Here is a 25,443-nt window from a genome sequence, read left to right on the forward strand (position 1 = left end):
ATGCTGTGCTTATGCTAAAGCTCCAGATTACGTTGCGCGGTGCTCTTCCCTGCGCTTGCGCCCTTTTAGTGGCTTGTGCCGCTGCCCCTCAGGCCGAGAAACACGGCCATCCTCTTCCTGCCTATTACCCCGCTGATCAAACTATTCCTTCTGCCCAAGCTACGGCGGCTGCTGGCTTGGGCTGGAAAAACCTATTTGTTGATCCGTATTTACAAGGGCTAATTAGCAATGCGCTGGCTTATAACAGCGATTTGCGAGTGGCCAGTGCCCGCGTGGCAGAGGCGAAAGCACTGTATGGCATTCAGGATGCAAATCGTTGGCCGATGGTGGCGGTGGGGGCAGAGGCAGGGCGGGCTCGTAAGCCAGCTGATTTATCGCCCGTCCGCAAGACTTTGCTGGGAAGTCAGTATCAGGTGGGCTTTAGCCTTGCTACTTATGAGCTGGATTTTTGGGGAAGAGTCAGTAGCTTAAATGAGGCGGCCTTGGCGCAATTTCTGGCGAGCGCAGAAGCTAAACAGGCGTTTCAGATCAGCTTAATTGCCTTAGTGAGCAATAGTTATTTGCAAGATTTAGAGCTGGCCGAGCGGGTGTCTTTAGCAGAAAAAACCTTGGCAAGCCGTGAAGAATCGCTTCGAATTATGCAGCGGCGTGTGGATGTGGGCAGCGCTTCTGATTTGGTTTTGCGACAAGCGCAAATACTGATGTTTTCTACCCGTAGCGAGCTGGCCGTCTTAAAGCGCCAGCAGGCCCAAAATACGGCTTTATTGGCCCAGCTTACAGGGCATGCTGATTTACCAAGAACCACTCATTTAGCTTTAGATCAGCAGGGCTTGGAGCGTGAGATTGCGGCCGGATTGCCGAGCGATCTTTTACTCCAGCGCCCAGATTTGCGCGCCGCCGAGCAAAAGCTTAAAGCCAGCCGAGCCAATGTAAAGGCCGCACGCGCTGCTTTTTTCCCTAGCATTACCCTCACAGGCATGGCGGGAATGGCGAGTAGTGATCTGGACAGGCTCTTTAGCTCTGGCCAGCAAATTTGGAGCTTTCTGCCGCAAATCTCTTTGCCGCTATTTGATGCGGGGCTGACTCAGCACAATTTGGATCTGGCCGAGGCACGTAAACATCTGGCGGTGGCCAATTACGAAAGTACCGTGCGCAGTGCTTTTCGTGATGTATCCAATGCCCTAGCGGCTCAGCACTGGCTGACGGTTCAACTGGCGGAGCAAACCGAGCTGGTGAAATTTGAGGCAGAGCGCACACGGCTGGCTGATCTGCGCTATGAGCATGGCGCAATTACCTACTTAGAAGTATTGGATGCCAAACGCGCCTTATTTAGTGCTGAGCAAGCACTGGTACAGCTGCGGCGTGCCCGATTATCCAGCACCGTGGATCTTTATGTGGCCGTGGGTGGTGGACAAGATGAGTTGCTGACGCCTGCTGGCAAAAAGGAAGAAAAATGAAACTGACACTCAAAAATGGCTTGATTGGCGCGGGCGTGGCACTGGTATTGCTGGTGGCTGGGGTTGCAATTTGGTTTTTTGTGCATAAAGACGATGATGAGCCTAAGGACTTTGCCGCCAGTAATGGGCGTCTGGAAGCCACCGAGGTAAATGTAGCCAGCAAGATGGCAGGGCGGGTGCAGGAAATCTTAGTCAAAGAAGGCGATTTGGTGCAGAAAAATGATGTGCTCGCCAAAATGGATATGTCGGCATTGCAAGCGCAGCTGCTGCAGGCAAGGGCAGAGCTAGCCAATGCGATCAGTCGAAAAGATGCTGCCCAGGCGCAAATTGCCCAACGCGATGCGGATGCCGTTACAGCGCAGGCGATATTGCTGCAAAGAAATTCCGAGCTGGATTTGGCAGGAAAAACAGCGGCCAGATCGAAGGCCTTGCTGCTAGAGCGGGCCACTTCGGTGCAAGAAGCCGATAACGATAGCGCTCGGCTCAATAATTCGCGGGCCGCTGTTACCGTGGCAAAAGCGCAGATTGCCACCGCAGATGCAGGCATTCGTGCTGCCCATGCACAGGTGCAGCAGGCAGAGGCAGGGATACTGGCCGCTGATGCCGGAGTGAAGCGTTTAGAAAGTGATTTAGAAGACGGCGTTCTGCGTGCACCACTGGCTGGGCGCGTTCAGTTTAGGGTGGCGCAGCCGGGTGAAGTGGTGGGCAATGGCGGTAATGTGCTTAGCCTGATTGATTTAAGCGATGTGTATATGACGTTTTTCCTGCCGACCAATTTGGCAGGGCGGGTGGCGCTGGGTGCTGATGTGCGCCTAGTGCTCGATGCGGCAAAGCAATATGTGATCCCGGCTAAGGTGTCTTTTGTGGCTGACGTTGCCCAATTCACACCTAAAACGGTAGAAACAGAAAACGAGCGCGAAAAACTAATGTTTCGCATCAAGGCAAGGATCGATCCTGAGCTATTGAAAAAGAATATTCAAAACGTGAAAACGGGCGTGCCGGGCGTAGCTCATGTGCAGTTGAATGCCTCTCAGCCTTGGGTCAAAGAGCTTAAAGTGAACTTGCCATGAGTAAGCCAGCGTCTGATCCGGTGGTGCGTTTAAGCGGCCTCAGCCATCTGTATGGCGAAACTAAGGCTGCCGATGATGTCTGCCTGGATGTGCCAGCGGGCTGCATGGTTGGCTTGATAGGCCCAGATGGTGTGGGCAAATCAACATGGCTGGGGTTGATTGCAGGCGCACGCAAAATTCAGCAGGGCGGTGTAGAAGTATTGGGTGGCGATATGCGCAGCGCCAGCCACAGGCGCAATGTGTGCAGCCGCATTGCCTATATGCCGCAGGGCTTAGGCAAAAATCTTTACCCCACTTTATCGGTCTTTGAAAATATTGATTTCTTTGGCCACCTGTTTGGGCAATCCCGTAGTGAGCGCAAGCAGCGAATTGAAAAATTACTGGCCAGCACCGGCTTAACAGATTTTTCTGATCGCCCTGCACAAAAACTATCGGGCGGGATGAAACAAAAGCTGGGCCTTTGCTGCGCATTAATTCATGACCCCGATTTATTGATTCTGGATGAGCCCACTACCGGTGTCGATCCTTTATCCCGCCGCCAATTTTGGGAGCTAATTACCGAAATCCGTGAGCGTCGCCCCAGTATGAGTGTGATGGTGGCAACGGCGTATATGGAGGAAGCAGAGCAATACGACTGGCTGGTGGCGGTGGATGACGGCAAGGTTTTGGGCACGGGCAGCCCTGCCGAGCTGAAAGAGAAAACGAAGAAATCCACGCTGGAAGAAGCCTTTCTGGCCATGCTGCCAGAAGAAAAACGCCAGGGGCATGAGGCATTAAAAATCCCCCCTCGCCCTGCAGGCATGGACGAGGTTGTGATCGATGCCAAAGGCTTGCAAATGCGCTTTGGTGATTTTATTGCCGTGGATGATGTCACTCTGCAAGTGGAGAAAGGCGAGATTTTTGGTTTTTTGGGCTCGAATGGCTGTGGCAAATCAACCACGATGAAAATGCTCACCGGCCTGCTGCCACCGACCAAAGGCACGGCCAGCTTATTAGGCCAGCCCATAGACGCGAGCAATATCGAAACCCGCCGCCGCGTGGGCTATATGTCGCAGGCTTTCTCGCTGTATAGCGAGCTGACGGTTGAAAAAAACTTAGATTTACACGCCAAATTATTTCATCTGCCTGAGGACGAAGTGGCCGACCGGCTGGCAGAGCTCACCGAGCATTTTGGTTTGAAATCGGTACTCAAGCAGTTTCCGGAAGACTTGCCGCTGGGCATACGTCAGCGCCTGCAGCTGGCCGTTGCGGTATTACACAAACCTGATGTCTTGATTTTGGATGAGCCCACTTCGGGTGTAGACCCCGTGGCGCGCGATCAGTTTTGGGCTTTGATGATCGATCTGGCGCGTAAAGATGGCGTGACGATTTTTATCTCTACCCACTTTATGAATGAGGCACAGCGCTGCGATCGAATCTCGATGATGCACGCAGGCAAGGTGCTCGATAGCGGCAGCCCCGCAGAGTTGGTGGAAAAGCGTAAAGCAGAAAATCTGGAAGAAGCCTTTATTGGCTATCTGGAAGAAGCAACTGAGGCAGATAAAAAAGATAAATCGACAACCGCCACTGAAGCAAAACCTGCGGCAGAGGATAAACCTGCGGCAGAGGATAAACCTGCGACAGCAGATAAACCTGCGACAGAGGATAAACCTGCGACAGAGGATAAACCTGCGACAGCGGATAAACCTGCGACAGAGGATAAACTTGCCACTGAGGGTAAACCTGGCACAGGGGATAAACCCGCAACAGCGGATAAACCTGCAAGCGCTGATGAATCTGCTCCTGCCAAAGATTCCAGCCGTGAGACGCCACCTCGTTTTAGCCTAGGTCGCCTGCTTTGCTATAGCGCGCGTGAATCGCTTGAGCTGCGGCGCGATCCCATCCGCCTGACCATGGCCCTGATTGGCTCTTTGCTGCTGATGCTGGTGATGGGTTACGGAATTAGCATGGATGTGGAAAATCTAAATTTTGCGGTGCTAGATCAAGATCACAGCGAAGCCAGCCAGGATTATGCCTTGCGGATTGCAGGCTCACGCTATTTTATTGAGCGGCCTGCTTTGCAAAATCTTGAAGAAATCAGCGAAAGGATACGATCGGGCGAGCTGGCATTGGCGATTAATATTCCCCCCAATTTTGGCCGTGATTTAGCCAATGGTGCGAAGCCGGAAGTGGGCGTGTGGATCGATGGCGCAATGCCCATGCGGGCCGAAACGGTAAAAGGCTATGTGCAAGCGATGCATTTAAACACGCTAAGTGATTGGGCGCTGAGCGTCACAGGGCAAGCACCTAAAGCCCTGGCTGATATTCAGGTGCGTTTTCTTTACAACCCAGAGCTACGCAGCTTGGTGGCGATGGTGCCTAAGGTGATTCCGCTGATGCTGGTGTTTATTCCGGCGATGCTAATGGCGCTGGGCGTGGTCAGGGAAAAAGAATTAGGCTCAATTATGAATGTTTATACCACCCCGGTGACCAAGCTGGAATTCCTATTAGGCAAGCAATTGCCCTATATCTTTTTATCGCTGATTAGTTTTATTTTCATGTTTCTATTAGCGATTACGCTATTTAAAGTGCCATTTACAGGCAGCTTTATAACCCTGCTGGTAGCTACTTTTTTATATGTAACTGCCGCAACAGGTTTGGGCTTATTGGCGTCAACCATGACGAATAGTCAGGTTGCAGCGATTGCGGTGGCAACGATAGGCACGATGATTCCGGCGATTCAATACTCCGGCATGATCGATCCTATTTCTTCATTACAAGGCTTGGGCGCATGGGTCGGGAAGATTTATCCAACTTCATATTATTTAACGATCAGCAGCGGCACTTTTTCCAAGGGGCTTGGATTTACTGAATTAAGCAGTGCATTCTTTTCATTAATGCTCATTATTCCAGCGCTCACGTTGGCTTCTGTATTGCTATTGAAAAAGCAGGGGAAATAGGTGAAGGAATGAATAAATTAAATACACATCTGAGTAATATTTTTCACCTGGGGCTAAAAGAGTTTCGCAGCTTGTTTCATGATATTGCCATGTTGGTGATGATTGCCTTTATGTTTACGGCCTCGATTTATTTAGATGCCCGTGCCAAGCCCGATTCGCTTAATCATGCTGCAATTGCCGTGGTGGATGAAGATCAATCGCAATTATCGCGGCGTTTAATAGATGCTATGCAGCCGCCTTATTTCAGGCCTCCTATTTTGCTTTCTTTGGATGAAGTCGATCAGGGGCTGGATTCGGGCAGAGATACCTTTGTTTTAAATATTCCCCCTAATTTTCAACGTGATGTGATGGCGGGGCGAATTCCTGCGCTGCAATTAAATGTAGATGCCACCCGGCAAAGTCAGGCGCTGATAGGCTCGGCCTATATTCAGAAAATTCTAAATGATGAGGCTAAAAACTTTGCATTAAGAGATAAGCCAGGTGCATCCATTCTGCCTGCCGAGCAGGTGATTCATGTCTTGTCTAATCCCAATTTGCATTCGGCGTGGTTTGGCAGCATCACCGCGATTATTAATAATGTCACCCTGTTATCTATTATTTTAAGCGGGGCCGCGCTGATTCGTGAGCGCGAGCATGGCACTATCGAGCATTTATTGGTGATGCCTATTACCCCGCTTGAAATCATGCTTTCTAAAGTGTGGTCGATGGCGGCGGTGGTGCTGATTGCCTCTATTTTTGCCTTGCAGATTATGGTGAAAGGCGTGCTGGATGTAACGGTCAATGGCTCGGGTCTATTATTTGCGCTGGGCACGCTGCTTTATTTATTTGCCACTTCGTCTATCGGCATTTTTATGGGCACACTGGCGCGCACCATGCCGCAATTTGGTTTACTGGCGATTTTAGTGCTGCTGCCGCTGCAAATGTTATCCGGTGCAGTCACCCCGCGTGAAAGCATGCCAGAAATGGTGCAATGGATTATGTCGTTTACGCCTACCGTGCACTTTGTGTCTTTATCGCAGGCTATTTTATTTAGGGCTGCGAATCTCAATGTGGTCTGGCCGCAGATGTTGGCGATTGTGGCGATTGCTGCCGTTTTCTTTATGCTGGCCCATCATCGCCTGCGTCAATCGATAGGCTCGATGTAGTTGGGTGCAGCCCGCTCTGAAGCGGGCTGCGTTAACACTTACAATTGGCCGGAGTTTGATGGTTTAATTTGGCACGCTTGGCAGCGCCGGTTTAGCCATTCATCTACCGACCATTTTCCCGCACCATAAATGGCTACCACAGCTAATAAAGCGCCCCATAAGTAATGATCTTTTACGGCAATAGGCGGCAGAGCAGGGTAAGAAATCACGGCTACGGCATTTAGAATAAATAAACCTACTGCGGCAAACCGGCCTAGTGTGCCGCTGATTAGTAATACAGGCAGAATAAGTTCGCCCCCAGTGGCCATCATTGCAGCTATTTCCGGAGGAATAAGCGGAACTTGGTATTCAAAATTAAACAAAAATAAAGTGCTATCCCAATTTCGTATTTTAGTCAGGCCAGATAAAAAGAACACCTGCGCCAGATAAATGCGTAATCCAAGATTAAATATTGGGCTTAAATGTTGCATGCATAATGATTCGGCACAGCGATAGCCGCCGTAGAGTTGGCATAGTCGTTTTTTCATTGCGATTACCTATTAAATAGCTAGGAATAAAGGGGTATGTAGCATTTTTATGCTGAGGGTGGATGATTAATTAATATTGCAAACCAAGCCACGGTTAAACAATTGAATCAGAATAGGACCGGCATCGTATTCATCATCTGCTGTTGCATGCATGGCACTTTCTATATTTTGGTTTTTTAACAGGCATTCTAAAAATAGCGCATCGCTGGCAGAGATTAATTGCCATTGATCACGCCATACCCATACGTGTTCGCCACCTGCATTTAAATTTGCATCTTTTTCACCGTGGTGCATCATTAATATTTGGTAAATAGGCCACGCTGCAGATTTAACAATAGCGACTGCAGGATGCAGCATAAGGCTTAATTGGCCAAATTGATCCGGTGTATATAAAGCAAGCGTTTCAATTGCGATAAAATTGCAATCCTCACTGTAATGCGCCAGATGAATTGCCCAATCCAGCTTTGCTACATCGCTTAAATAGGGCAAATCGCGTACATGTGGAAAAACGCTTAAGAACTCGGGGAAGCTTTCTCCATCCAGATGTAAATTACCTGAATGCGATTCGCTGTTTTCAACAAATACCCTAGCCATGGCGCTAAAGAATTCTGTTCCGACTAATTCCACTACCGTAGGGTATGTATTGGCAAGATTATTGCTGCGGTTGGCCCATGTATTATTGCGATATACATCTAAAAAAGGTTGGCTGCGGCTTAATACAGATTGTGGTTGATAGTCTGTATTTTTATAAATCTGGCTAAAGTCTTTTAAAGCAGCAAGGTAATTCATGCTATTGCCCCCACACTTTGTGGATGGTTAGCAATCTGTGCTTTTAGCTTGCCGTATTCATCCAGCAGGCAAGAGAGCGGCGGCAGATTAGTATCCCGCTCCAGCAGGACAGGTTTGGGGCCAGTGAACTTGAGGGCATCTTCCAGCAGTTTCCAAACGGCACTGCAAACGGGCGCACCGTGGGTATCAATCACTAAGCCATCGCAATACTCAAAGCCAGCTACATGGATTTCTGCAACTCGGTGTAATGGCAGCCTTGCCAGCTCGGCCCTTGCATCGATGCCATGATTAAGCTGATTTACGTGCATATTGTTTACATCAAGCAAGAGGCCGCAGCCGGTACGGGCGACTAACTCTGCGAGCAGCTCGGCTTCACTGAGCATTTCATCGCTAAAGGCGATATAGCTGGAAACGTTTTCTAACAAGATGATGCGTTTTAAGCGGCTTTGCACCTGATCTATATGGGCGCAAAGGGTGTCAATTGCTCCGGCATAGCGGGGCACAGGCAAGAGATCATTAAACCAGACATCGCCAAAGCGATTCCATGCCAGATGCTCTGAAATGGCCGCGGGCTGAATACGCTCGGCTAACTCTGCCAACTGTGTTAAATGCCGCGCTTCGGGCGGCTCGGCATTGCCAAGGCCTAATCCCACACCGTGCAGGCTGATGGGATAATCACGGCGGATTTTTTCTAAGGTGGCAGGGGCAGCCCCGCCGCCAAAGTAGTTTTCACTATGTACTTCCCACCAAGCCACGTTTGGGCGTGTGGCAAGCACTTCGGCCAAGTGTGGAGACCGAAGTCCTAGGCCTGCTTGAATGGGAAGTGTAGTCATTATGCTGATTCCTTATGCCTTAGGCGCCATCAGTGAGCCTTGCATTTTTTCACATGTGCCTTTTTTTACTGCTTTCCATTCGGCTTTATCCATATCTTTAGCGCTTTGGCCCGCGCAAGCATGGCCATTTGCTGCACAGTCGTTTTGGCCTGCTTTAGCTACGCCATAGCATTTTTCCATTTTCTTCATATCATCAGCACTTGGGGCTGCATTGGCGCTCATTGCTGCGCAGCCAATAACGGCGGCAAGGGCGGAAGATAGCATTAGTGATGTTTTCATGGGTATTGCTCCTTGTTTGGATAGGTTGTCGTGCTTACGGTGATTTTCACCTGCTTACTGAGTCGGGGCAGTGCTTTAAATCTGACAAAATTTTTTAAAAATATTTTGCGAGTGTTTTAGCACAGGCCAGATGCCTGACTATTCCCAGTGTGAAGGTGCACGGGCCGCTTCCCGCATGAAGTGTAGTTGACGATTAAAATTTCGGCAGTTCTTGCACAGCATTAGGTGCAACCGTAAGCGATAGCGTTGGCTAAGGCTGAGAGGACCATCTTGTTGGGCTGATAATAGAATAGAAGCTTGGCGGCAGTTCATCATGGTGAGTTTCCAAACCAGTTTTTTTCTAAACAGAGGCGCAAACTCATTCGGGCACGATAGAGCATGGCTGAACAATTAGTCGCGGTGATCTCTAATTGCTGACAAATTTGCTCAATCTCTAAGCCTAATTCTTCGCGCATGGCAAAGACCATAGCGGTGCGGCGCGGCATAAGTTGGCTGCACCGGGCGTAAACCGCCCAAAATTGTTTGTCTTCCAAGCTGGCATCGGGTTTTTCCCAGCGTCTTGGCGCGTCAGAGCCCCAGTGGCCGGTTTTATTAAACAGCACATCAAAATCGCTGCTGTCTTCTTCCCCTTCGATGCTAGATATCAGCAGGGGATCACGGTAGATACGACGCTGGGTATCGATAATTTTGAATTTTAAAATACCGGTAAGCCAAGTTTTTAAGGACGATTGTCCGCTGTAGGAATCAGGTTTTTCCAGAGCAGCCAGCAGCGTTTCCTGCACGACATCCTCGGCACTGCTGCTGTGTTGTAATTGGAAGAGCGCAAAACGATAGAGGTAATCTCTGAGCGGCTCTAGATCTTCGATACGAATGGCCATGGAGATTGCTCTGCGAGTTTGTGGTTTTGATTATATAGTGCTTGCTTCAATTTTGTAGTGATAATGATTCTTATTTGTTTTTTTGGCTTTATGCCTCTTGGTTAAGGGTTTGCAAAGGCTGATCAGTGTATAGGGTGGGCAAAACGTTTTATCTTGCCCACGCGCGTCCGGCTCAAAAAATGATACGGCAATGATGCGCGGGCACAAAGGCGTGCTCACCCTAAGATATTAAGCTGCTTTCTCTTCCAAAATATACTTCGCGCCCTTGCCTTGCCCGAGTATTTTCACGAGATAAGGCATGGTTTCCCTAAGGGTCGCGGCCAAAGTCCAAGGTGGATTCAAAATAAACATGCCGCTGCCGTGCATGCCAAAACCATCAGCAGAAGGGCTTTGTACGGATAGGGCCACATGCAGCCAGCTATTTACACCCAGTTTTTTTAATTCTTCTGGCAGCTGTTTCGATTCCGCACGTTGTAGCTGAGGATACCAAACTGCATAGGTGCCGGTGGCAAAGCGGCTGAGCGCCTCGTGCAGCATATCGATCACATAGTCGTAATCATTTTTGTCTTCATAAGGCGGATCAATCAGCGTGACACCACGGCGCGGTGGTGGTGGCAGCACGGCTTTAATCCCGGCAAAACCATCGCCAGCAATCACCGCCACACGGCGGCCTGCTTCGGCGAAATTCTCTTTTAGGATTTTGCTATCCGAGCTATGCAGCTCAAACAGGCGCAAGCGATCTGTTGGGCGCAGCAGTTGATCGGCCACATAGGGCGAGCCAGGATAAAGCGTGAGCTTGCCATCAGGATTAAGCGCTTTCACCACATCCACATATTCGGCGATGGATTCAGGCAAATCGTCTCGTTCCCAGAGGCGAGCGATGCCGCTTTCAAACTCGGCATTTTTAGTGGCGTAGCCTTCCCGCAGCGAATAAACCCCCGCGCCAGAATGCGTATCGATATACCAGTAGGATTTATCTTTTTGATTAAAGTACGACAAAATCTGCGTTTGAATATAGTGCTTCAACACATCGGCATGGTTGCCGGCATGAAAAGCGTGGCGGTAGCTAAGCATAACAATCTCTTTTCTTGAAAATTTTTAAAAATATTAAATCTTGAACCACAGAGTAAAAGGAGGCCACAGAGTGCCACAGAGAAAACCTATACCTTGCTTTTTAAATCGCCCATTTCTCCAAAGAGGGGGCAAAGTTTAGCTTGCGAGGTGGCGGGCTAAAACACGCCTTAGGGTTTTCTCTGTGTAACTCTGTGCTCTCGGTGTTCTCTGTGGTGTAAGGTTTTGCATAGGGAGCTCTTCCGCTGAGGTGCACTAACGTCTTGAACTTTTGCTTTCTGTTCTGCCTTATAACTCCCTGTTCTCTGTGTCTACAGACTTTAGCTTTGTCGGTGATGAAGCAAGGCAAAGCCTCATCCATTGTTGCAGGATCTGCTCGGAGGAATAATGTTTTGCCCGCTGTTTCAGCCATATGGATAGCTCAGGTCGGCGTTGTGTGGCGATGAGTTCTGCTAATGCTTCCCCGCTTGCGGTTTCGACAACAAACTCGCTGCGTCTTTTGCCAAATAGCTCATAAACACCGCCTGCATTGGTGGATGCCACGACTAAGCCTAGCGGCATGGCTTCTAGCACCACCAGTGGGCAGCCTTCAAAGCTGGATGTCAGCAGCAGCGCATCGGCGGCGGCTAAGTAATCCCCTACATTGCTTTGGTGGCCTGCAAAGCTGATTTGCTTATCGAGCTGTCTGGCTTTACTGGTATTCTTGAGCCAGTCTTCCAGCGGGCCGTCACCTACCACGGTGAGCTTGGCATGGATGCCTTTTTTATTCAGGCACTCTAAAGTTTCCAGCCATAGATGGGGCTGTTTTTCTACGGCGATACGGCCCACGAACAGCAGTTGCAGAGTATGGCTGGCTGGTTTTTCTGGATAAATTTTGGGCTGCTCTTCATCCACAAAATTAGGCAAAACTTGCCAGCCATCGCCGATCGGCTGTTTTAACCAGCGCGCCAGCGAATCCCTTGCATGCTCGGACACAAACACCAATTCATTTAAGCGCCGGTAGATATATTGGCAAGCCCTGCGGTGAATCGTGTTCATGGTGGCGAATTGGTCTAGCTCAAACAGCGGCCCATGAACCCATCCAATCACTCGCGTCTTTAAGCCACGCGTTACGGCATACGCCATATACAGCGGCATTAAAAAAGTGGCGGGAATCAGGATATCGGCGTCTTTAATCTGCTGCCTTGCCGCGCGCCAGCCTGCCAGCCAAGTCCACGGCTTTTTGCTTTGCCAAGTGGTCGATAAATCGATGACCTTGGCCGAGCCGGTACGTGCCGCCCACAGATTGCGATTGCCGCCCAGCATCACAATGCTAACCTCACAGCCACGCGCAATTAGGCCTTCAGAAACCAAGGCCACACAACGCTCCACGCCACCTAGGCCTAGATCACGGACAAAAAATACAATTTTCATGACGGCCTTTTAAAAGGGGAAAAAATGGCAGCAATTTGCTGGGAGAAAACCCAAACCTTGAACCACTTCGATCCCAGAGGACACGGAGTTTCACGGAGGAAACCTTACTAATTATGTTTTCTCCGTGGCTCTCCGTGCTCTCCTTTTCCTCCGTGGTTCAAGATTTGGGTTTGTTAGTTCTGTTGAGTTTTTTAATCAGTTGCCAAGCCGTATCACCGATTAAACAGCGGATTTTTTGGCGTTTCAGTTTACCCATTTCGCTGGCGGGTGGCGGCAGGGCTTGGTTTAGGGCTTTTACTTTGCCTAGCAAAAATAGATTCACCCCTGAAGTGCGTTGTAGCGTATCGACCCATACTTCACCTAGCGGGCTGCGGCTTTCTGGCCAGTTTTCTGCTAGTTGCAGATAAAAATCGCACATCCAGTCAAATTCGGCACGGTTGAGTTGGCGGGCGGGTTCGGCTAGCTCTACAAAGCGGTCCGCATGTTTTTGCATGGCGGCGGGCAGGGCGAAGCGGGCGTATTTGCTGCGGATAATGTGCGCGGTGGCACGCAGCTCATCCTTTTTACTTTGGGTGATTTGCCCAGCGTGGCAACGATACTGCAGCAGCACTTCCGGCACGGCAGTAAAGGTGGCCCCTGCTTGAGCCAGCTCGCACCACAGCGCGTAATCTTCGGCATGCACCGCATACGGCGAATAAGGATGCGCTTTGAGCAGCGCCGTACGGGCAATCACGCTGGGGTGGGCAAAGGCCGAGTTAAACAGCAGCATGGCCTTGATTGCACCATCGGTAGATGGCGTCATCCACTCGCCACTCTTGTCGCCAAAAAAACGAATCCAGCTGCCGCATACATCGGCCTGGGTGTCGTTCAGGCGTTGGAGTTGTTTTTCAATTCGCTGCGGATCGCAAATATCATCGGCATCCATGCGGGCAATCCACTCGCCTTGCGCTTGGGCTATTGCTTCGTTAAGCGTAGCAATCAGGCCACGATTTTCACGCGTGATGATGAAAAAGCGAGCATCTTTTGCTGCGTGCGCCTGCAAAATCGCCAGCGTGGCGTCGTTCGAGCCATCGTCTATGGCGATACATTCAAAGTCTGTACAACTCTGGCCGCTGATTGAATTCAGCGTCTCTTGTAAATAGGCCGCTGAGTTATAGCAGGGCAGAACAAAGCTGACTTTAGGGGAAGAACTCATTTTTATCTCAATGCATTTGATGCGTACATCGGTGGCCTGTGCTCTGGTAGCGTAAATTGCATCCCAGCATAAAATCCAAATCTTTAACCACTTCGGCCCCAGAGGACACGGAGTTTCACGGAGAAAACCTTTATGCTTTTCTCCGTGGCCCTCTGTGTTCTCCTTTTCCTCCGTGGTTAAAGATTTGGGTTTTGCACACTGCGTACTCGTTTTTATTCATTTTTCCCTTGGCCTAAGCCACCATGCTCCGCGTGGATTTTTCGGGCTTGCCACCAAAACGCCAGCACAATAAAGGCTTCAACCGTCAGCACGCTTTGTGCCGCGCGTAAGCCGCCGTGGGTGGAACCCGGCACCCACCAGCACATTAAAGCCACATTCAGCAGACCTGCCGCCACCAGCACACGGCTGAAATAGCGCTCAAAGCCAAATACCAACAGGGTTTGCTGGCCATAAACTAGGGATAAAGCGCCGAGTAAAATGACGGGAGACAGCCAGATCATCACATCTTGTGAGTTATTGAGTGCCAAAAATGCACGGGATAAGCCAAAGTCTGCGCCAAATAGTTGTACACAAAGTGGGGTAAATAGCGGTAAAAATAGCATCAGCGCGAGCGTCATCACCAAGCCCACCGTTGCTTGAATACGAAAGGCTTTTTTGATCAGTTGGATTGCTGCGGGTTTATCGCTGACCGCCAGCTGGGCAATGCGCGGATACGTTGCTTGTACCAAGGGGCCAATGAGGCCTTGGGCGATATAGACCAGCTTGTTAGCCGCCGCAAATAAGCCGACTTGCAGCGGCGCGGCAAACATCCCTAGTAAAACTGTGGTAGAGGTGGTGTAAAGACTGGTAGAAATCGCCGAAAGGAAAAACGGCCAGCTTGCACGCAGCGCCCCTTTTAGCTCGTGCCATTGCACTCGTACCCACTCTGGTTTTGGCACGCCCCAGCCGCTAAACCACCACAGCAATCCAGCTAAAATTTGCGGCGTGGCCTGCAAAATCACCGCCAGTGCTAGGTCTTGCGGCCCGCTTACCCACAGCAATAAAAAGCCCAGTGTTAAGGCGCGGGCAAATACCATTAAACCTGCTGCAAGCTGAAGCTTCTCTTGTCCCTGGAAATACCAAATAGGAAAGAGCACCGAGCTGACGATATATAGCTGGCTCCACAAAAAGATACTGGCATGTTCCTGCCAGCTACCCAGCGCAAAAGTCATTACCAGCAAAATAAGGCTAGATGCCACCATCAACAGCGTCTTAGCCCAAGTCACCCGCCAGAAAATCCGTGCCGCTTCTTTTGGATTATCCCTAGCCTGTGCCACATCACGCACCGCTGATAAATTAAAACCAAAATCAGTCAGCAATACGCCGTACTGGATGGAGGCAAAGGCAAAATTCATTACCCCAAACCCTTCCGTACCTAGCTGCACCAAGAGGAAAGGAAAGGTAACAAAAGACACCAAGTAATTCAGCCCCTGCACAGCATAGAGGGCAAAGATATTGGATTTAAGACGGGAGTCTGGCGACATGATGCGTTTCTGGATGCGGGGGCACAGATTGTACCGCAGACAGGTGGGCGCGGCGCGGTGCCCACGCGTGGCAATACGACAGTCGCAATATTTAGAATCAGCAGGCTAGCAGCCTGTTGGACTTAGGCGATCGTAGCGAGGGAAAGACCGGTTTGAGATAGATTTCATGCATTTTTGAGGCGAATAGCTGGCTATTTAACGAAAAAATGCATGAAATATGGCCAAATCCGGCTTTTCCGCAGTAGATCAGCCCTAAGTCCGACAGGCTGCTACAACTTGGTGTAGGCTTTCATAAAAGTATCGAATGGACGCAGGCTATGCATTTATTACGCTTACAAATCACCAATTTTCGGGGCATTAGCCAGATTGATTTAAGCCTGGAGCGGGAACGCACCGCGCTGTTTGGCGAAAACAACTGGGGTAAGACTAGCCTGATTACCGCGCTGACTCGCTGCCTGAGCGAGGCGGTGCCGCTGGATGCGCTGTTTACCCATGAAGATTTTCACCGCGTGGCTAATACGCGGGCGACGATTGCGCGGCGTTTAAATATCACGCTGTTTTTCTGTGGAGGAAGCGACGAAGCCTTGCCCGACCCCGCTTTGCAAGATTTAAGCTGGCAGGATGATGAAGGTAGGCGGTGGCTGGCATTGCGTTTTTCTGCCGAGCGTTATGGTCATGGCGAGGTGCGCAGCCACCGCAGTTTTATTGATGCGCAGGGCGCGGAACGGCAGCATGCAGCGAGTGATGAGCTGGCAGTACTGCTGATTCGCCATCACCCTGTGCTGCGTTTTCGCGATATGCAGCTCACCGATTGGTTAGAGCACCCACGCCTTGCACAAAAAAACCGCAGTGATGATCCGCCTCAGCCTGCATCCGCCGCAGTGCGCGCCGTATTCGAGCGTATTCTTACTCTGCCGCATCAGCTGCACCCGCAGGAGCTGACTCAAGGTCTGGATGCGGTTGAGCAGTTTCTGTCCGAGCATGCAGAGCTGCTGCAAGCGCCGGTACCCTTGCAACGCCTTGCCAAGCAAATTGCTAGCACGCCATTTAATTTACGCGATGACGATAGTCTGCTGGATATTGCAGGGCGAGCCGGATCTAGCCAGCGGCGGGTGGCGCTCTTGATGCTGCTGGGCGCGCTGATTAATGCCCGTGGCGATTTACCTTTGCAGCAGGGCGCGCATCCGATTTTATTGATGGAAGACCCTGAAACGCATTTACACCCGATTCAGCTGGCGATGATGTGGGGGCTGATCGAGCAATTGCCGCTGCAAAAACTGATTACCACCAATCATGGCGATCTGCTGGCGAGTTTTCCGCATCAAGCCTTACGTCGTCTGGTGCGCCGTCATCAGCATGTGCACGTTTATCAGGTTGGGGAACAGGCTTTATCGGCCAGCGACGCACGCAAAGTGGCGTTTCATATTCGCGCCAATCGCGCCAGCAGTATGTTTGCCCGAGTTTGGCTGCTGGTGGAGGGCGAAACTGAATTTTGGCTGATGCCTGAGCTGGCGCGGATTTACGGCGTGAATTTCCCTATGGAGGGTATACGTTGCGTCGAATTTGCCCAAGCGGGCTTAACGCCGCTGATTAAATTTGCCGATCGCTTAGGGATAGTCTGGCATTTGATTGCCGATGGCGATGAAGCGGGCCAACGCTATATCGCCAAGGCCAGAAGCCTGCTCAACGACAGGCCAGATGCTCTGCACATCACCGCCATCACCTGCCGCGATATAGAGCATTATCTGTGGGATAACGGTTTTGCCGATACTTACCGCAACGCCGCCAAACCCCGCGGCCCGCTTAATCATTGGCACCAGGCTGCAATGGATGCCGCACCGCCTCGCCCCGATGAAGAAATCATCCAACGCGCGCTGCGCTATCACTCCAAACCTGGCATGGCGCTAGAAATAGCCGAAGCCGCCGAAATTGCTGGCGCAGAGGCTATTCCGCAAGAATTGCAGCAAATGTTTGACACCTTGCAACAGCTGGCGAGCTATAGTGAGTAAGGCTTACGTGATTGAAGCTGATGTTTTGCAGCGAAACCTAAATATTGAAATACGGAGATCATAGGGAATACGGAGGAAAGCATTTTTTGGATTTTCCGATAAAACGGCGCCTAAGTAAGGCCTTTGCAAAACTAATGTAGCGGGTGCATAAAAACTTCCCCCTTAGGTGGTTTCCATCAATTCTGCTAACGCTTGTTTTAATAAAGCAGGCCGTAATGGTTTGGTTAAAAATAAATCCATACCTGCATTAATACATAATTGCCGATCTTCTTCTAAGGCATTCGCCGTTAATGCCATGATGGGCAGGCGTTTGATGGCGGGGTTGGCTTTTTCTTGGGCGCGAATGCTGCGGGTGGCTTCTAAGCCATCCATTTCCGGCATTTGCATATCCATTAAAACTAAATCAACTTGTTCTTTAGCAAGAAAATCTAAGGCTAATTGGCCATTTTCTGCGCTAAATACGGTATGCCCATCATTTTCTAATAAACGGGTAGCTACTAAGCGATTAGTTGGATTATCTTCCGCCAATAGCACACGCAATTTACGCGGCTGGGTATTATTTTCTACAATCACTGTATTTGCTTTTGGCATAAGCCCCTTGGGGCAGTACAGTGTAAATTTAAACTGAGAGCCGATTGTTGGCTCGCTTTGTGCGATTAATTCACCACCCATTGCGCTGACCAAGCGGCGGGCAATGGTTAAGCCTAGCCCTGTGCCGCTATATTCTCGGGTAGATGAGCCATCTGCTTGCACAAAGGCTTCAAAGATATAGGGCAACCTATCTGCCGGTATGCCAATGCCGGTATCAATGACGGCAATATCCAGGCTGTATTTATTTTGAATTAATGTTGCTTCAATTCTGAGCGTTACTTGGCCTTGATTGGTAAATTTAATCGCATTACCTAATAAGTTGACTAACACCTGTCGCAAGCGTAATCCATCACTTAAGATGACGATATTAGCCTCACCTTGGTAATCAACAATCAGGTTTAAGCCTTTATCGCTTGCGATCAGATTGAACATTTGTTGAACTTCATTGAGCAAGGCAGATAAATCAACAGGCTGTTCGGCAATAATAAGGCAATTGGCTTCTATTTTTGATAAATCGAGCACGTCATTGACGAGCGCTAAAAGTAAATCGGCCGAGTTACAAATCACATTCACTGTTTCTTTCTGTGATGGAGATAAATGGCTTTGCTGTAGTAAATGCGCCATACCTAAAATGCCATTCATTGGGGTTCTGATTTCATGGCTGACATTGGCAATAAATTCACTTTTGGCCCGATCGGCTAATTCGGCGTCATTTCTTGCTTTGACGAGGTCTTCTGCAAGGCGGGTTTGATCTAATTCTAAAATCAGGCTTTCTACAATCGTATCGTGATAGGAGCGGGCGCTTTTCATCAGGGTTAGAAAAAAGAATAGATTCATTCCACCCAGAGTGAGATCCATTTGAGTAGGTTTAACGCTGGCATTAATTAAGATAGGCAGCATCATTAAAAATGCATAGATACGCATCGCCGGAATCATAGGGCCTAAAATAGGCAAAGATCCCACTACTAGCCCAGAGAACACAAAGGCAGTAAACATTTTGAGCAAAATGCTGCTGGTGAGCATGAAATACACGCCACCAGCGCACCAAACCAGCCCTGTGGCCGCTACGCCAAATAAGTGAATGCGTCGCCAGTAAGTAAAGTGATGTGCTGCTGAGTTTTGCTGATATTTTTTGAAAACAGAGAGGCGAAATAGAGCCAAGCCGCAGGTGAGAAATAACCAGGTACTCAAAATATAGAGTGAATGATCTTCCCGGTGGGCAATAAATAAAAGACAGGCCGCAATGATGCCAATGATTTGCCCGCTATGGGCATTACGATAGCTAAGTGCGGTGGTGCGCTGTAAGACGGCTGGGTCATTGATATGCATAGATGCTGACTTCTTAAGCGTTTTTTTGATCATTGCGCTGTGATAATGAAGGCATCTTCATGACAACGCCTGAACTAAGGTAGATTGATGCTTAATTTAACATATATATTAAATTACACAAGATTTAAGACTTGCTTGTGAATGAGATGTTACATAGGCAAAATAAATAGCTGCGGCTCAAGAAGTTGAAAACAGCAAAGGCGCATTAAAATGCGCCTTTGCTTGAGCTGACTGTTTACTTGAGCCGCGTTTTTAAAGCGGTGATTGCCATCTTATTTAATTAAACCCATTCGGATTTTGGCTTTGCCATTTCCAGCCATCCTGGCACATATCGTCTAATGTTTTTTCCGCTTTCCAGCCCAACACGGCGAGCGCTGATGCAGGGTTGGCGTAGCAGGCGGCGATATCACCCGCGCGGCGGGCAACAATTTGGTAAGGCACGGCTTTGCCTGAGGCTTTTTCAAAGGCTTTTACCATATCCAGCACAGAGTAACCGACACCTGTGCCGAGGTTCACAGTCACAAGGCCCGGCGCAGTGGCGAGCTTTTGCAGGGCTTTAACGTGGCCACGAGCCAGATCAACCACATGGATGTAATCACGCACGCCCGTGCCATCTGGCGTTGGGTAGTCGTTGCCAAACACGGATAGTTTTTCGCGCTTGCCTACCGCTACCTGTGCCACAAAAGGCATCAGATTGTTTGGAATGCCCTGCGGGTCTTCACCAATCAGGCCAGAGATATGAGCACCTACCGGGTTGAAATAACGCAGCAGGGCAAAATTCCAGCTGGCATCCGCCTTAAAAATATCGCGGACGATATCTTCAACCATCAGCTTGGAGCGGCCATAAGGATTGGTGGCAGATAGTGGGAAATCTTCGGTAATCGGTACAGCGTGCGGGTCGCCATAGACAGTGGCGCTGGATGAGAACACTAGGTTTTTAACACCAGCGTCCTGCATGGCTTCGAGCAGACGCTGGGTGCCCACCACATTGTTATCGTAATACATCAGTGGTTTTTCGACGGATTCGCCAACGGCTTTCAGGCCAGCAAAGTGAATCACTGCGCTAAAATCGTAGCGCTGAAATAGTGCTTTTAAAGCCGCAGCATCGCGTACATCGCCTTCCACATATTCGGCGGCTTGCCCGGTGATCGTGGCAATGCGATTCAGAACTTCTGGCTTGGCATTATAAAAGTTATCAAAAATAACCGGTTTAAAGCCTGCTGCAAGCAATTCGATATAGGTGTGCGAGCCAATATAACCTGCTCCGCCAGTCAGTAAAACGTGCATGGAAAACTCCTATTGATGTGCCGAGAGGACTGCTTGCCTAGATCATGGGCAAGCGGCTTTACAAATTGACTATTTCTTAGCGCCGCTCTTGTCGCCATAGCATCAATCCCGCTGCAGATAGAAACAGCAGAGTAGGGATAGAAACAACGATCGGTGGTGGCCAGTTATATAAATCGCCCAAATAAACCACTATCTGATTGGCAAAGTGAAATACCAAGCCACAGGCAATGCCGATAAACACGCGAACGCCTGCATTACTGCTGCGTTTTTGAGTCTGGGCAAAAGGTAGCGCAATCAGCACCATAGATAAGCAGGCCAATGGGTAAAATAATTTGCCCCAAAGCGCCAGCTCATAGCGTGATGTTTTTTGTTTATTGCGCTTTAAGTGGTCGATATAGCTGAGTAAAGAGGTGGCTGACATTTGTGCAGGCTCTACCAAGAGCACCGCGAGCATGGCAGGGGAGATCGACGTTTGCCAATTAAATACGGCAGGTTTTGTGAGTACAACGCCTGCGTGCTCAGGCAGAAACTGAGTGATGGTGGCTTTTTGCAGCGTCCAGTTGCCCTTGCTTTGAAAGCGGCCGTTATGCCCTTCGATCACCCGATCTAAAGTCAGTGTTTTGCCAAATTCATAAATCCGCGCATTCACTACGGTGAGGTCGGGCAGCATCTCGCCGATATTTACAATTTGCTTGCCATCTTTAATCCACACGCCGGATCGGAAATCCCCTACCAGCATGGATTGCGTGGCGGCTAAGCGATGCTGATTGGCCATGCGTTTGCCCGCAGGGGCAATGTATTCACCCAAGAGCAGGGTAATCACGCCATAAAACGCACCAATCAGGCAAAGCCAGAGCAAGAGACGTTTAAGGGATACACCCGAAGCGCGAATCACCGTCAGCTCGGACGAGCCGGATAAATGCGATAGGCCGAAGATGCCGCCAATCAGCACAGCAATGGGCAGCAACTCGTAGGCATTGGCGGGCGCACGCAGGGCCACGTAAATCAGTGCATCGCTAAGGCGGTAGCCGCCAACGCCTAGGTCGGTGAGCTCGGCAATGAGATCAAAAAAAGTGTAAAGGCCAAGCAGGCCGATCAGGGCAAATAAAATAAACAGCGATAATTCACGCATTAAATAGCGAGATAACAAACTCATTTCAATGGCCTCGCAACTTGCTGCGCCAGGCAAACAGGCCCAGTGTAATCAACAGCGCTGCGGCGTGCAGCGGCCACATGCCGAGCATAGCCGGCACCTTGCCGTCACTAAGCCAAGCCTGTGCAATATTGATGCAGTTGTAATAAAAGAAGTAGGAAAAGACTGCGACCAATAAATTAGAAGCTCGCCCACCACGTGGGTTAAAAAATGCCAGTGGAATGGCTGCCAAGCTAAGAATGAGCGCCGAAATTGGAATCGCTATTCGCCAAGCTAACTCTGCCTTGTGCTCGGGCAAGCTACTATCCCAAAGCGCCATGGTGCTGGTGGCCTGAGTGGATGGGCTGGAGCGCGGGTTTTCACCGGCTTCGATACGCAGCCTTGCATTTTCAAACTCCAGCATTTCGTAGGATGCAGTGCCGGGCAGCCCTTCGTAAGACTTGCCCTTGGCAAGCCATAGCCAGCGGGAGCCGTCGCTATCCAGATAAAGACCGCCTTTTTCCGCCAGAATCACGGTTAACTTATCGTCACGGCGTAATTGCACAAACACATTATTGCCATTGCCACCGGTGAAATTTTCAACAAAATAAACCCGATCCGCTGCAGGGGATTCTCTGAATACGCCTGGAGCGACCTGAGTGACTTCCTGACGGGAGAGTGATTTTTCTTTGTACTCTTGGCCTTTTTCCAAGGCCCAAGGCGAAAGAACCAGTGATAAAAGTGCAATAAGAATCACTACAGGGAGAGTAAACTCAAGCACGGGGCGAATAAAACTATGGATCGAGCGCCCGCTCACAAACCAAATCACCATTTCATGGTCTTTCCATAGCCGGGTTAACACGGCCAATATCGAAAAAAACAACATCAGTGATAAAAGAATGGGCAAATAGCGAACAGCAGCAAAGCCCATCATGGCCCAGACCGCAGAACTAGCGAGAGCACCAATGGCGGCTTGGCCGAGCAGGCGTACAATTTGCGTCGTCATGATTAACATGAGCAACACGAAGAAGGCCCCAAGGGCGACCCAGGACATTTCTTGAATTAGGCTTTTACGAAACAGCATGGGCGTTTTTGACTTTGCGGGGGTACTAGGAAATAATCGAGCGAAATTTTCGCGGCCTTTAAACTTAGCAATAGGAAGCAATAATGGAATTTAGCATAAATCTATCTGTCCCCGAAAAAACAGCAGCGGATTGTTTAGTGCTGCCGGTTTTTGGTACACAACTTGCCGCACTTGCAGCGGGGTTGGACAAAGACGGTTGGTTGGCAGAAACCTGCAATGAATTGGGCGATAGCGTTGGCTCCACTTTATATATTCCCTTGCCTGGTCGCCGTGTTTTATTAGTACAGCTGGGTGATGAGCAAAAGCTTGATGCAGATGCCTTACGTAAGGCAGCACTTGCTGCGGCTAAGGCTTTAGTTGCAGGCAAATCCACTTCCGCAGATATCTTCTTAGCTATTGGCGCAGCAAAAGCCGTCGGTTTAAAAGATGCTGTTGCGATTATCGCTCAAGCACTCGTTTTTGAAAGCTATCGTTTTGTGCAGTTTAAATCTGAGCCAGAAGCCGCCCCAGTTTTGACTGCTGTAAATATTGCCGTCAGCAAAAAATCTGAAGTAGAAAAAGCCGAGCAAGGCTTGCAAGCCGGTGTGGCACTAGGTCACGGCATGAACCTTACGCGTGATCTGGGTAATCTGCCCGGCAATATTTGTACCCCGACTTACTTAGCTAATGCCGCTCATTTGTTGGCTGCCAGCTACAAAATGAAATGCACCGTGCTAGAAAGGCCAGAAATGGAAGCACTGGGCATGGGCTCATTCCTCTCTGTTGCCCAAGGCAGTATCGAGCCACCTAAGCTGATTTGCCTTGAATACCAAGGCGGCAAGAAATCAGAAAAGCCTGTGGTGCTGGTGGGTAAAGGCATTACCTTTGATTCGGGCGGTATTTCGCTAAAGCCCGGCGCAGAAATGGATGAAATGAAGTTTGATATGTGCGGCGCAGCTACGGTAATGGGCGTGATTCGCGCCATTGCCGAGCAAGGCCTGCCAATCAATGTGGTAGGAGTGATCCCGACTTGCGAGAATATGCCTTCCAGCAATGCTGTGAAGCCGGGCGACATCGTCACCTCAATGAGCGGCCAGACGATTGAAATTCTGAATACCGATGCTGAAGGCCGTTTGATTTTGTGCGACGCGCTGACTTATGTAGCACGCTACGAGCCAGAGCTGGTGATCGATATCGCCACACTGACCGGTGCAATCATTATTGGCTTGGGCCATGTGGCGAGTGGTTTATTCACCACCAACGATCAACTGGCCGATGATTTGATCAAAGCATCGCGTGAAACCGGTGACAAAACATGGCGCATGCCGCTATGGGATGATTACCAAGAACAGCTGAAATCCAACTTTGCCGACATGGCCAATATCGGTGGCCGTGCTGCGGGCTCGATCACTGCTGCTGCATTCCTTAGCCGCTTTACTAAGGAATACACATGGGCTCACCTAGATATCGCGGGTGTTGCGCATAAGTCTGGCGCAGCAAAAGGCGCAACAGGCCGTCCGGTCCCATTGCTGGTTGAGTTTTTAACTCAGCGTGCGGCAGCTAAAAAGAAATAAGCAGGTATGTAGGGCGGGTGCTTACCTGCGTATTTATTAAGCATTGCTCGCAGGTAAGCACCCGCCCTACGATGTATTGATTTACAGATGTAATCCTTAGAAACGTTTAATGACTGAAATTTCGTTCTACTTTAATGTACCCAATCGCGAGCATGCGCTTTGCCAGTTGGTGAGCAAAGCCCTAGCAAAGCGCTTAAGTATCAATATCCTGACTGATAGCCAGGCGGCGACTGCTGCGCTGGATGGTTTGCTATGGGAAGTGCCACAAACTGGCTTTTTACCGCATTGCGCTGCCGATGCGGCCATTGTGGCGGATACGCCGATTGTGCTTGATTATCGCCCCGAGCTTTTGCCTGCCCGGCCACTACTTTTTAACTGGACCAATGGTCTGCCACCGGGTTTTGAGCGCTATCAGCGGGTGATTGAAGTGGTATCGATTGATGAAGAGGCGCGTACCTTGGCACGTGAGCGCTGGAAAGCCTATGCGGCTCAGGGGTTTAAGCCTACTTCCTTCGATATGATGGATAGGGCATGAAGCGCGTGTCTGAAAACAGCCCCCTATTCGATAAAATGGATGCGCTACTGGCGCGTCATCGCGGTAGCGCTTCGGCCGAGGCTATCCCTGTCTTGTTGGATGAAGCAGAGGATATTCCGGTATTGACCGAGGTCTTGGACGAAGTTTTAATGTTTCCTCCCGAAGAGCTTTTTGCGGAAGAGGAAGTCGAGATTATTGATCATAAACCCATCGCTGAGCCTGTCGAGGAGCTGACTCTAGCCACCTTGTCGCCCATTGCAGAGTTTATGGATTTACCGCTGCTAGATTTAGATGCCCTCTCGCAAGCAAATCCTTGGGGAGCAAGCTGGGAAGAGGTACCCGCTGCGCCGCCGATAGAGGAAGCTATTGCAGAGCCAGAGCCAGAGCCAGAGCCAGAGCCAGAGCCAGAGCCAGAGCCAGAGCCAGAACTGGAGATCGCAGCTGAAGAAATCGTGCCCATTCAATTAATGAGTATCGAGGACACTGCCGGGTGGGGTGAAGATCCGCTGATTGATTCGCTTGAGCTTCAGCCGCTTGAAGAGGTGATAGAAGTTGCTACTCCGGCTTTGAGCGAGCGGGCCATTGCCGAATTAAGTGCTACGGTTGCAGCGCAGCTTGGCGTTGAAATTGCTACTGAAGTAGAGCAGCTCACCCGTCAGCATTTTGCCAGCCTAATGAGCACTTTTTACGAAGATACTTTGCGCCGCTTAATGAGTGATATGACAGTAGAAATAGAGAATAAGCTTTTACCGCGGGTAGAAGAGCTGGTGAAAGAAGAGCTGCGTAAACATAGCTAAACTGGGA

At 49.9% G+C, this 25,443-nt stretch carries 22 protein-coding genes; 8 read left to right on the forward strand and 14 right to left on the reverse strand.

Annotated elements, in window-relative coordinates; all coding sequences use genetic code 11:
- Positions 1-11: 11 nt before the first annotated feature.
- From VN23_RS20915 to VN23_RS20930, 4 genes are read left to right on the forward strand one after another with little or no spacing between them, the layout of a single operon-like run.
- Entirely contained in the window at positions 12-1,457 is a 1,446-nt protein-coding gene (locus VN23_RS20915; protein ID WP_046350351.1) for an efflux transporter outer membrane subunit, read from the forward strand.
- Positions 1,454-2,527, forward strand: coding sequence for an HlyD family secretion protein (locus VN23_RS20920; RefSeq protein ID WP_046350350.1), 1,074 nt, complete (start codon positions 1,454-1,456; stop codon positions 2,525-2,527). The genes VN23_RS20915 and VN23_RS20920 overlap by 4 nt, the downstream gene beginning before the upstream one ends.
- Positions 2,524-5,466 carry a ribosome-associated ATPase/putative transporter RbbA gene (rbbA, locus tag VN23_RS20925; protein ID WP_046350349.1) on the forward strand — a complete coding sequence of 981 codons (2,943 nt, stop codon included), beginning with the start codon at positions 2,524-2,526 and terminating at the stop codon, positions 5,464-5,466. The genes VN23_RS20920 and rbbA overlap by 4 nt, the downstream gene beginning before the upstream one ends.
- 8 nt (positions 5,467-5,474) lie before the next feature.
- Positions 5,475-6,611, forward strand: a complete 1,137-nt coding sequence (locus tag VN23_RS20930) for an ABC transporter permease (protein WP_046350348.1) — start codon at positions 5,475-5,477, stop codon at positions 6,609-6,611.
- Positions 6,612-6,649: 38 nt separating this feature from the next.
- On the opposite strand, the gene VN23_RS20935 is transcribed toward VN23_RS20930, so the two are convergent.
- The 10 genes from VN23_RS20935 to VN23_RS20980 form a co-directional block, all read right to left on the reverse strand.
- Positions 6,650-7,138 (reverse strand): DoxX family protein, encoded by a 489-nt coding sequence (locus tag VN23_RS20935; RefSeq protein WP_197432980.1) that lies wholly within the window; start codon positions 7,136-7,138, stop codon positions 6,650-6,652.
- A gap of 66 nt (positions 7,139-7,204) precedes the next feature.
- Positions 7,205-7,927: an HvfC/BufC N-terminal domain-containing protein gene (locus tag VN23_RS20940; protein ID WP_052746407.1), complete on the reverse strand. Its 723-nt coding sequence runs from the start codon at positions 7,925-7,927 to the stop codon at positions 7,205-7,207.
- The gene (gene bufB, locus VN23_RS20945; RefSeq protein WP_046350347.1) at positions 7,924-8,760 is read right to left on the reverse strand and encodes an MNIO family bufferin maturase; all 837 of its coding nucleotides are present in this window, start codon (positions 8,758-8,760) and stop codon (positions 7,924-7,926) included. The genes VN23_RS20940 and bufB overlap by 4 nt, the downstream gene beginning before the upstream one ends.
- Before the next feature lie 12 nt (positions 8,761-8,772).
- A complete protein-coding gene (locus VN23_RS20950; RefSeq protein ID WP_046350346.1) occupies positions 8,773-9,039 on the reverse strand; it encodes a BufA1 family periplasmic bufferin-type metallophore in 267 nt (88 codons plus the stop codon).
- Between the two features lie 138 nt (positions 9,040-9,177).
- Positions 9,178-9,354 (reverse strand): zf-HC2 domain-containing protein, encoded by a 177-nt coding sequence (locus VN23_RS22495; protein ID WP_082752872.1) that lies wholly within the window; start codon positions 9,352-9,354, stop codon positions 9,178-9,180.
- Entirely contained in the window at positions 9,351-9,917 is a 567-nt protein-coding gene (locus VN23_RS20955) for a sigma-70 family RNA polymerase sigma factor (RefSeq protein ID WP_046350345.1), read from the reverse strand. The genes VN23_RS22495 and VN23_RS20955 overlap by 4 nt, the downstream gene beginning before the upstream one ends.
- A gap of 228 nt (positions 9,918-10,145) precedes the next feature.
- A complete protein-coding gene (locus tag VN23_RS20965; RefSeq protein ID WP_046350343.1) occupies positions 10,146-10,991 on the reverse strand; it encodes a 23S rRNA (adenine(2030)-N(6))-methyltransferase RlmJ in 846 nt (281 codons plus the stop codon).
- A 285-nt stretch (positions 10,992-11,276) separates the two neighbouring features.
- Positions 11,277-12,401, reverse strand: a complete 1,125-nt coding sequence (locus VN23_RS20970; protein ID WP_046350342.1) for a glycosyltransferase — start codon at positions 12,399-12,401, stop codon at positions 11,277-11,279.
- A gap of 157 nt (positions 12,402-12,558) precedes the next feature.
- Complete coding sequence (locus tag VN23_RS20975) at positions 12,559-13,596, reverse strand: glycosyltransferase family 2 protein (protein ID WP_052746406.1); 1,038 nt, start codon at positions 13,594-13,596, stop codon at positions 12,559-12,561.
- A 212-nt stretch (positions 13,597-13,808) separates the two neighbouring features.
- A complete protein-coding gene (locus VN23_RS20980; RefSeq protein WP_046350341.1) occupies positions 13,809-15,119 on the reverse strand; it encodes a flippase in 1,311 nt (436 codons plus the stop codon).
- Between the two features lie 317 nt (positions 15,120-15,436).
- Here VN23_RS20980 and VN23_RS20985 point away from each other — a divergent pair, with 317 nt between their 5' ends.
- On the forward strand, positions 15,437-17,128 hold the full coding sequence (locus tag VN23_RS20985; protein ID WP_046350340.1) for a DUF2813 domain-containing protein: 1,692 nt from the start codon (positions 15,437-15,439) through the stop codon (positions 17,126-17,128).
- A gap of 162 nt (positions 17,129-17,290) precedes the next feature.
- Here VN23_RS20985 and VN23_RS20990 read toward each other — a convergent pair whose 3' ends face one another.
- From VN23_RS20990 to lptF, 4 genes are all read right to left on the reverse strand, one after another.
- Entirely contained in the window at positions 17,291-19,048 is a 1,758-nt protein-coding gene (locus VN23_RS20990) for an ATP-binding protein (RefSeq protein WP_197432981.1), read from the reverse strand.
- 276 nt (positions 19,049-19,324) lie between these two features.
- Complete coding sequence (galE, locus tag VN23_RS20995; protein ID WP_046350339.1) at positions 19,325-20,335, reverse strand: UDP-glucose 4-epimerase GalE; 1,011 nt, start codon at positions 20,333-20,335, stop codon at positions 19,325-19,327.
- 76 nt (positions 20,336-20,411) lie between these two features.
- Positions 20,412-21,491 (reverse strand): LPS export ABC transporter permease LptG, encoded by a 1,080-nt coding sequence (lptG, locus tag VN23_RS21000; protein WP_046350338.1) that lies wholly within the window; start codon positions 21,489-21,491, stop codon positions 20,412-20,414.
- Between the two features lies 1 nt (position 21,492).
- On the reverse strand, positions 21,493-22,551 hold the full coding sequence (gene lptF, locus VN23_RS21005; protein ID WP_046350586.1) for an LPS export ABC transporter permease LptF: 1,059 nt from the start codon (positions 22,549-22,551) through the stop codon (positions 21,493-21,495).
- 83 nt (positions 22,552-22,634) lie between these two features.
- On the opposite strand from lptF, the gene VN23_RS21010 reads away from it, so the two are divergent.
- The 3 genes from VN23_RS21010 (at position 22,635) to VN23_RS22010 (ending at position 25,436) form a co-directional block, all read left to right on the forward strand.
- Positions 22,635-24,104, forward strand: a complete 1,470-nt coding sequence (locus tag VN23_RS21010) for a leucyl aminopeptidase (protein WP_046350337.1) — start codon at positions 22,635-22,637, stop codon at positions 24,102-24,104.
- 109 nt (positions 24,105-24,213) lie between these two features.
- Positions 24,214-24,639 (forward strand): DNA polymerase III subunit chi, encoded by a 426-nt coding sequence (locus VN23_RS21015; RefSeq protein ID WP_046350336.1) that lies wholly within the window; start codon positions 24,214-24,216, stop codon positions 24,637-24,639.
- A complete protein-coding gene (locus VN23_RS22010) occupies positions 24,636-25,436 on the forward strand; it encodes a hypothetical protein (protein WP_046350335.1) in 801 nt (266 codons plus the stop codon). The genes VN23_RS21015 and VN23_RS22010 overlap by 4 nt, the downstream gene beginning before the upstream one ends.
- The last annotated feature ends 7 nt before the right edge of the window (positions 25,437-25,443 follow it).

The organism is Janthinobacterium sp. B9-8 (assembly GCF_000969645.2).
Lineage (GTDB): Bacteria > Pseudomonadota > Gammaproteobacteria > Burkholderiales > Chitinibacteraceae > Iodobacter.

Excerpts from the sequence above, each read along its gene's own strand:
- VN23_RS20955 (WP_046350345.1), bottom strand. The coding sequence starts at position 9,917 with ATGGCCATTCGTATCGAAGATCTAGAGCCGCTCAGAGATTACCTCTAT.
- VN23_RS20935 (WP_197432980.1), bottom strand. The coding sequence starts at position 7,138 with ATGAAAAAACGACTATGCCAACTCTACGGCGGCTATCGCTGTGCCGAA.
- VN23_RS22010 (WP_046350335.1), top strand. The coding sequence starts at position 24,636 with ATGAAGCGCGTGTCTGAAAACAGCCCCCTATTCGATAAAATGGATGCG.
- rbbA (WP_046350349.1), top strand. The coding sequence starts at position 2,524 with ATGAGTAAGCCAGCGTCTGATCCGGTGGTGCGTTTAAGCGGCCTCAGC.
- VN23_RS22495 (WP_082752872.1), bottom strand. The coding sequence starts at position 9,354 with ATGATGAACTGCCGCCAAGCTTCTATTCTATTATCAGCCCAACAAGAT.
- lptG (WP_046350338.1), bottom strand. The coding sequence starts at position 21,491 with ATGAGTTTGTTATCTCGCTATTTAATGCGTGAATTATCGCTGTTTATT.
- VN23_RS21015 (WP_046350336.1), top strand. The coding sequence starts at position 24,214 with ATGACTGAAATTTCGTTCTACTTTAATGTACCCAATCGCGAGCATGCG.
- VN23_RS20985 (WP_046350340.1), top strand. The coding sequence starts at position 15,437 with ATGCATTTATTACGCTTACAAATCACCAATTTTCGGGGCATTAGCCAG.
- VN23_RS21010 (WP_046350337.1), top strand. The coding sequence starts at position 22,635 with ATGGAATTTAGCATAAATCTATCTGTCCCCGAAAAAACAGCAGCGGAT.
- VN23_RS20950 (WP_046350346.1), bottom strand. The coding sequence starts at position 9,039 with ATGAAAACATCACTAATGCTATCTTCCGCCCTTGCCGCCGTTATTGGC.
- VN23_RS20970 (WP_046350342.1), bottom strand. The coding sequence starts at position 12,401 with ATGAAAATTGTATTTTTTGTCCGTGATCTAGGCCTAGGTGGCGTGGAG.
- bufB (WP_046350347.1), bottom strand. The coding sequence starts at position 8,760 with ATGACTACACTTCCCATTCAAGCAGGCCTAGGACTTCGGTCTCCACAC.
- VN23_RS20930 (WP_046350348.1), top strand. The coding sequence starts at position 5,475 with ATGAATAAATTAAATACACATCTGAGTAATATTTTTCACCTGGGGCTA.
- VN23_RS20965 (WP_046350343.1), bottom strand. The coding sequence starts at position 10,991 with ATGCTTAGCTACCGCCACGCTTTTCATGCCGGCAACCATGCCGATGTG.
- galE (WP_046350339.1), bottom strand. The coding sequence starts at position 20,335 with ATGCACGTTTTACTGACTGGCGGAGCAGGTTATATTGGCTCGCACACC.
- VN23_RS20990 (WP_197432981.1), bottom strand. The coding sequence starts at position 19,048 with ATGCATATCAATGACCCAGCCGTCTTACAGCGCACCACCGCACTTAGC.
- VN23_RS20920 (WP_046350350.1), top strand. The coding sequence starts at position 1,454 with ATGAAACTGACACTCAAAAATGGCTTGATTGGCGCGGGCGTGGCACTG.
- VN23_RS20940 (WP_052746407.1), bottom strand. The coding sequence starts at position 7,927 with ATGAATTACCTTGCTGCTTTAAAAGACTTTAGCCAGATTTATAAAAAT.
- lptF (WP_046350586.1), bottom strand. The coding sequence starts at position 22,551 with ATGCTGTTTCGTAAAAGCCTAATTCAAGAAATGTCCTGGGTCGCCCTT.
- VN23_RS20975 (WP_052746406.1), bottom strand. The coding sequence starts at position 13,596 with ATGAGTTCTTCCCCTAAAGTCAGCTTTGTTCTGCCCTGCTATAACTCA.
- VN23_RS20915 (WP_046350351.1), top strand. The coding sequence starts at position 12 with ATGCTAAAGCTCCAGATTACGTTGCGCGGTGCTCTTCCCTGCGCTTGC.
- VN23_RS20980 (WP_046350341.1), bottom strand. The coding sequence starts at position 15,119 with ATGTCGCCAGACTCCCGTCTTAAATCCAATATCTTTGCCCTCTATGCT.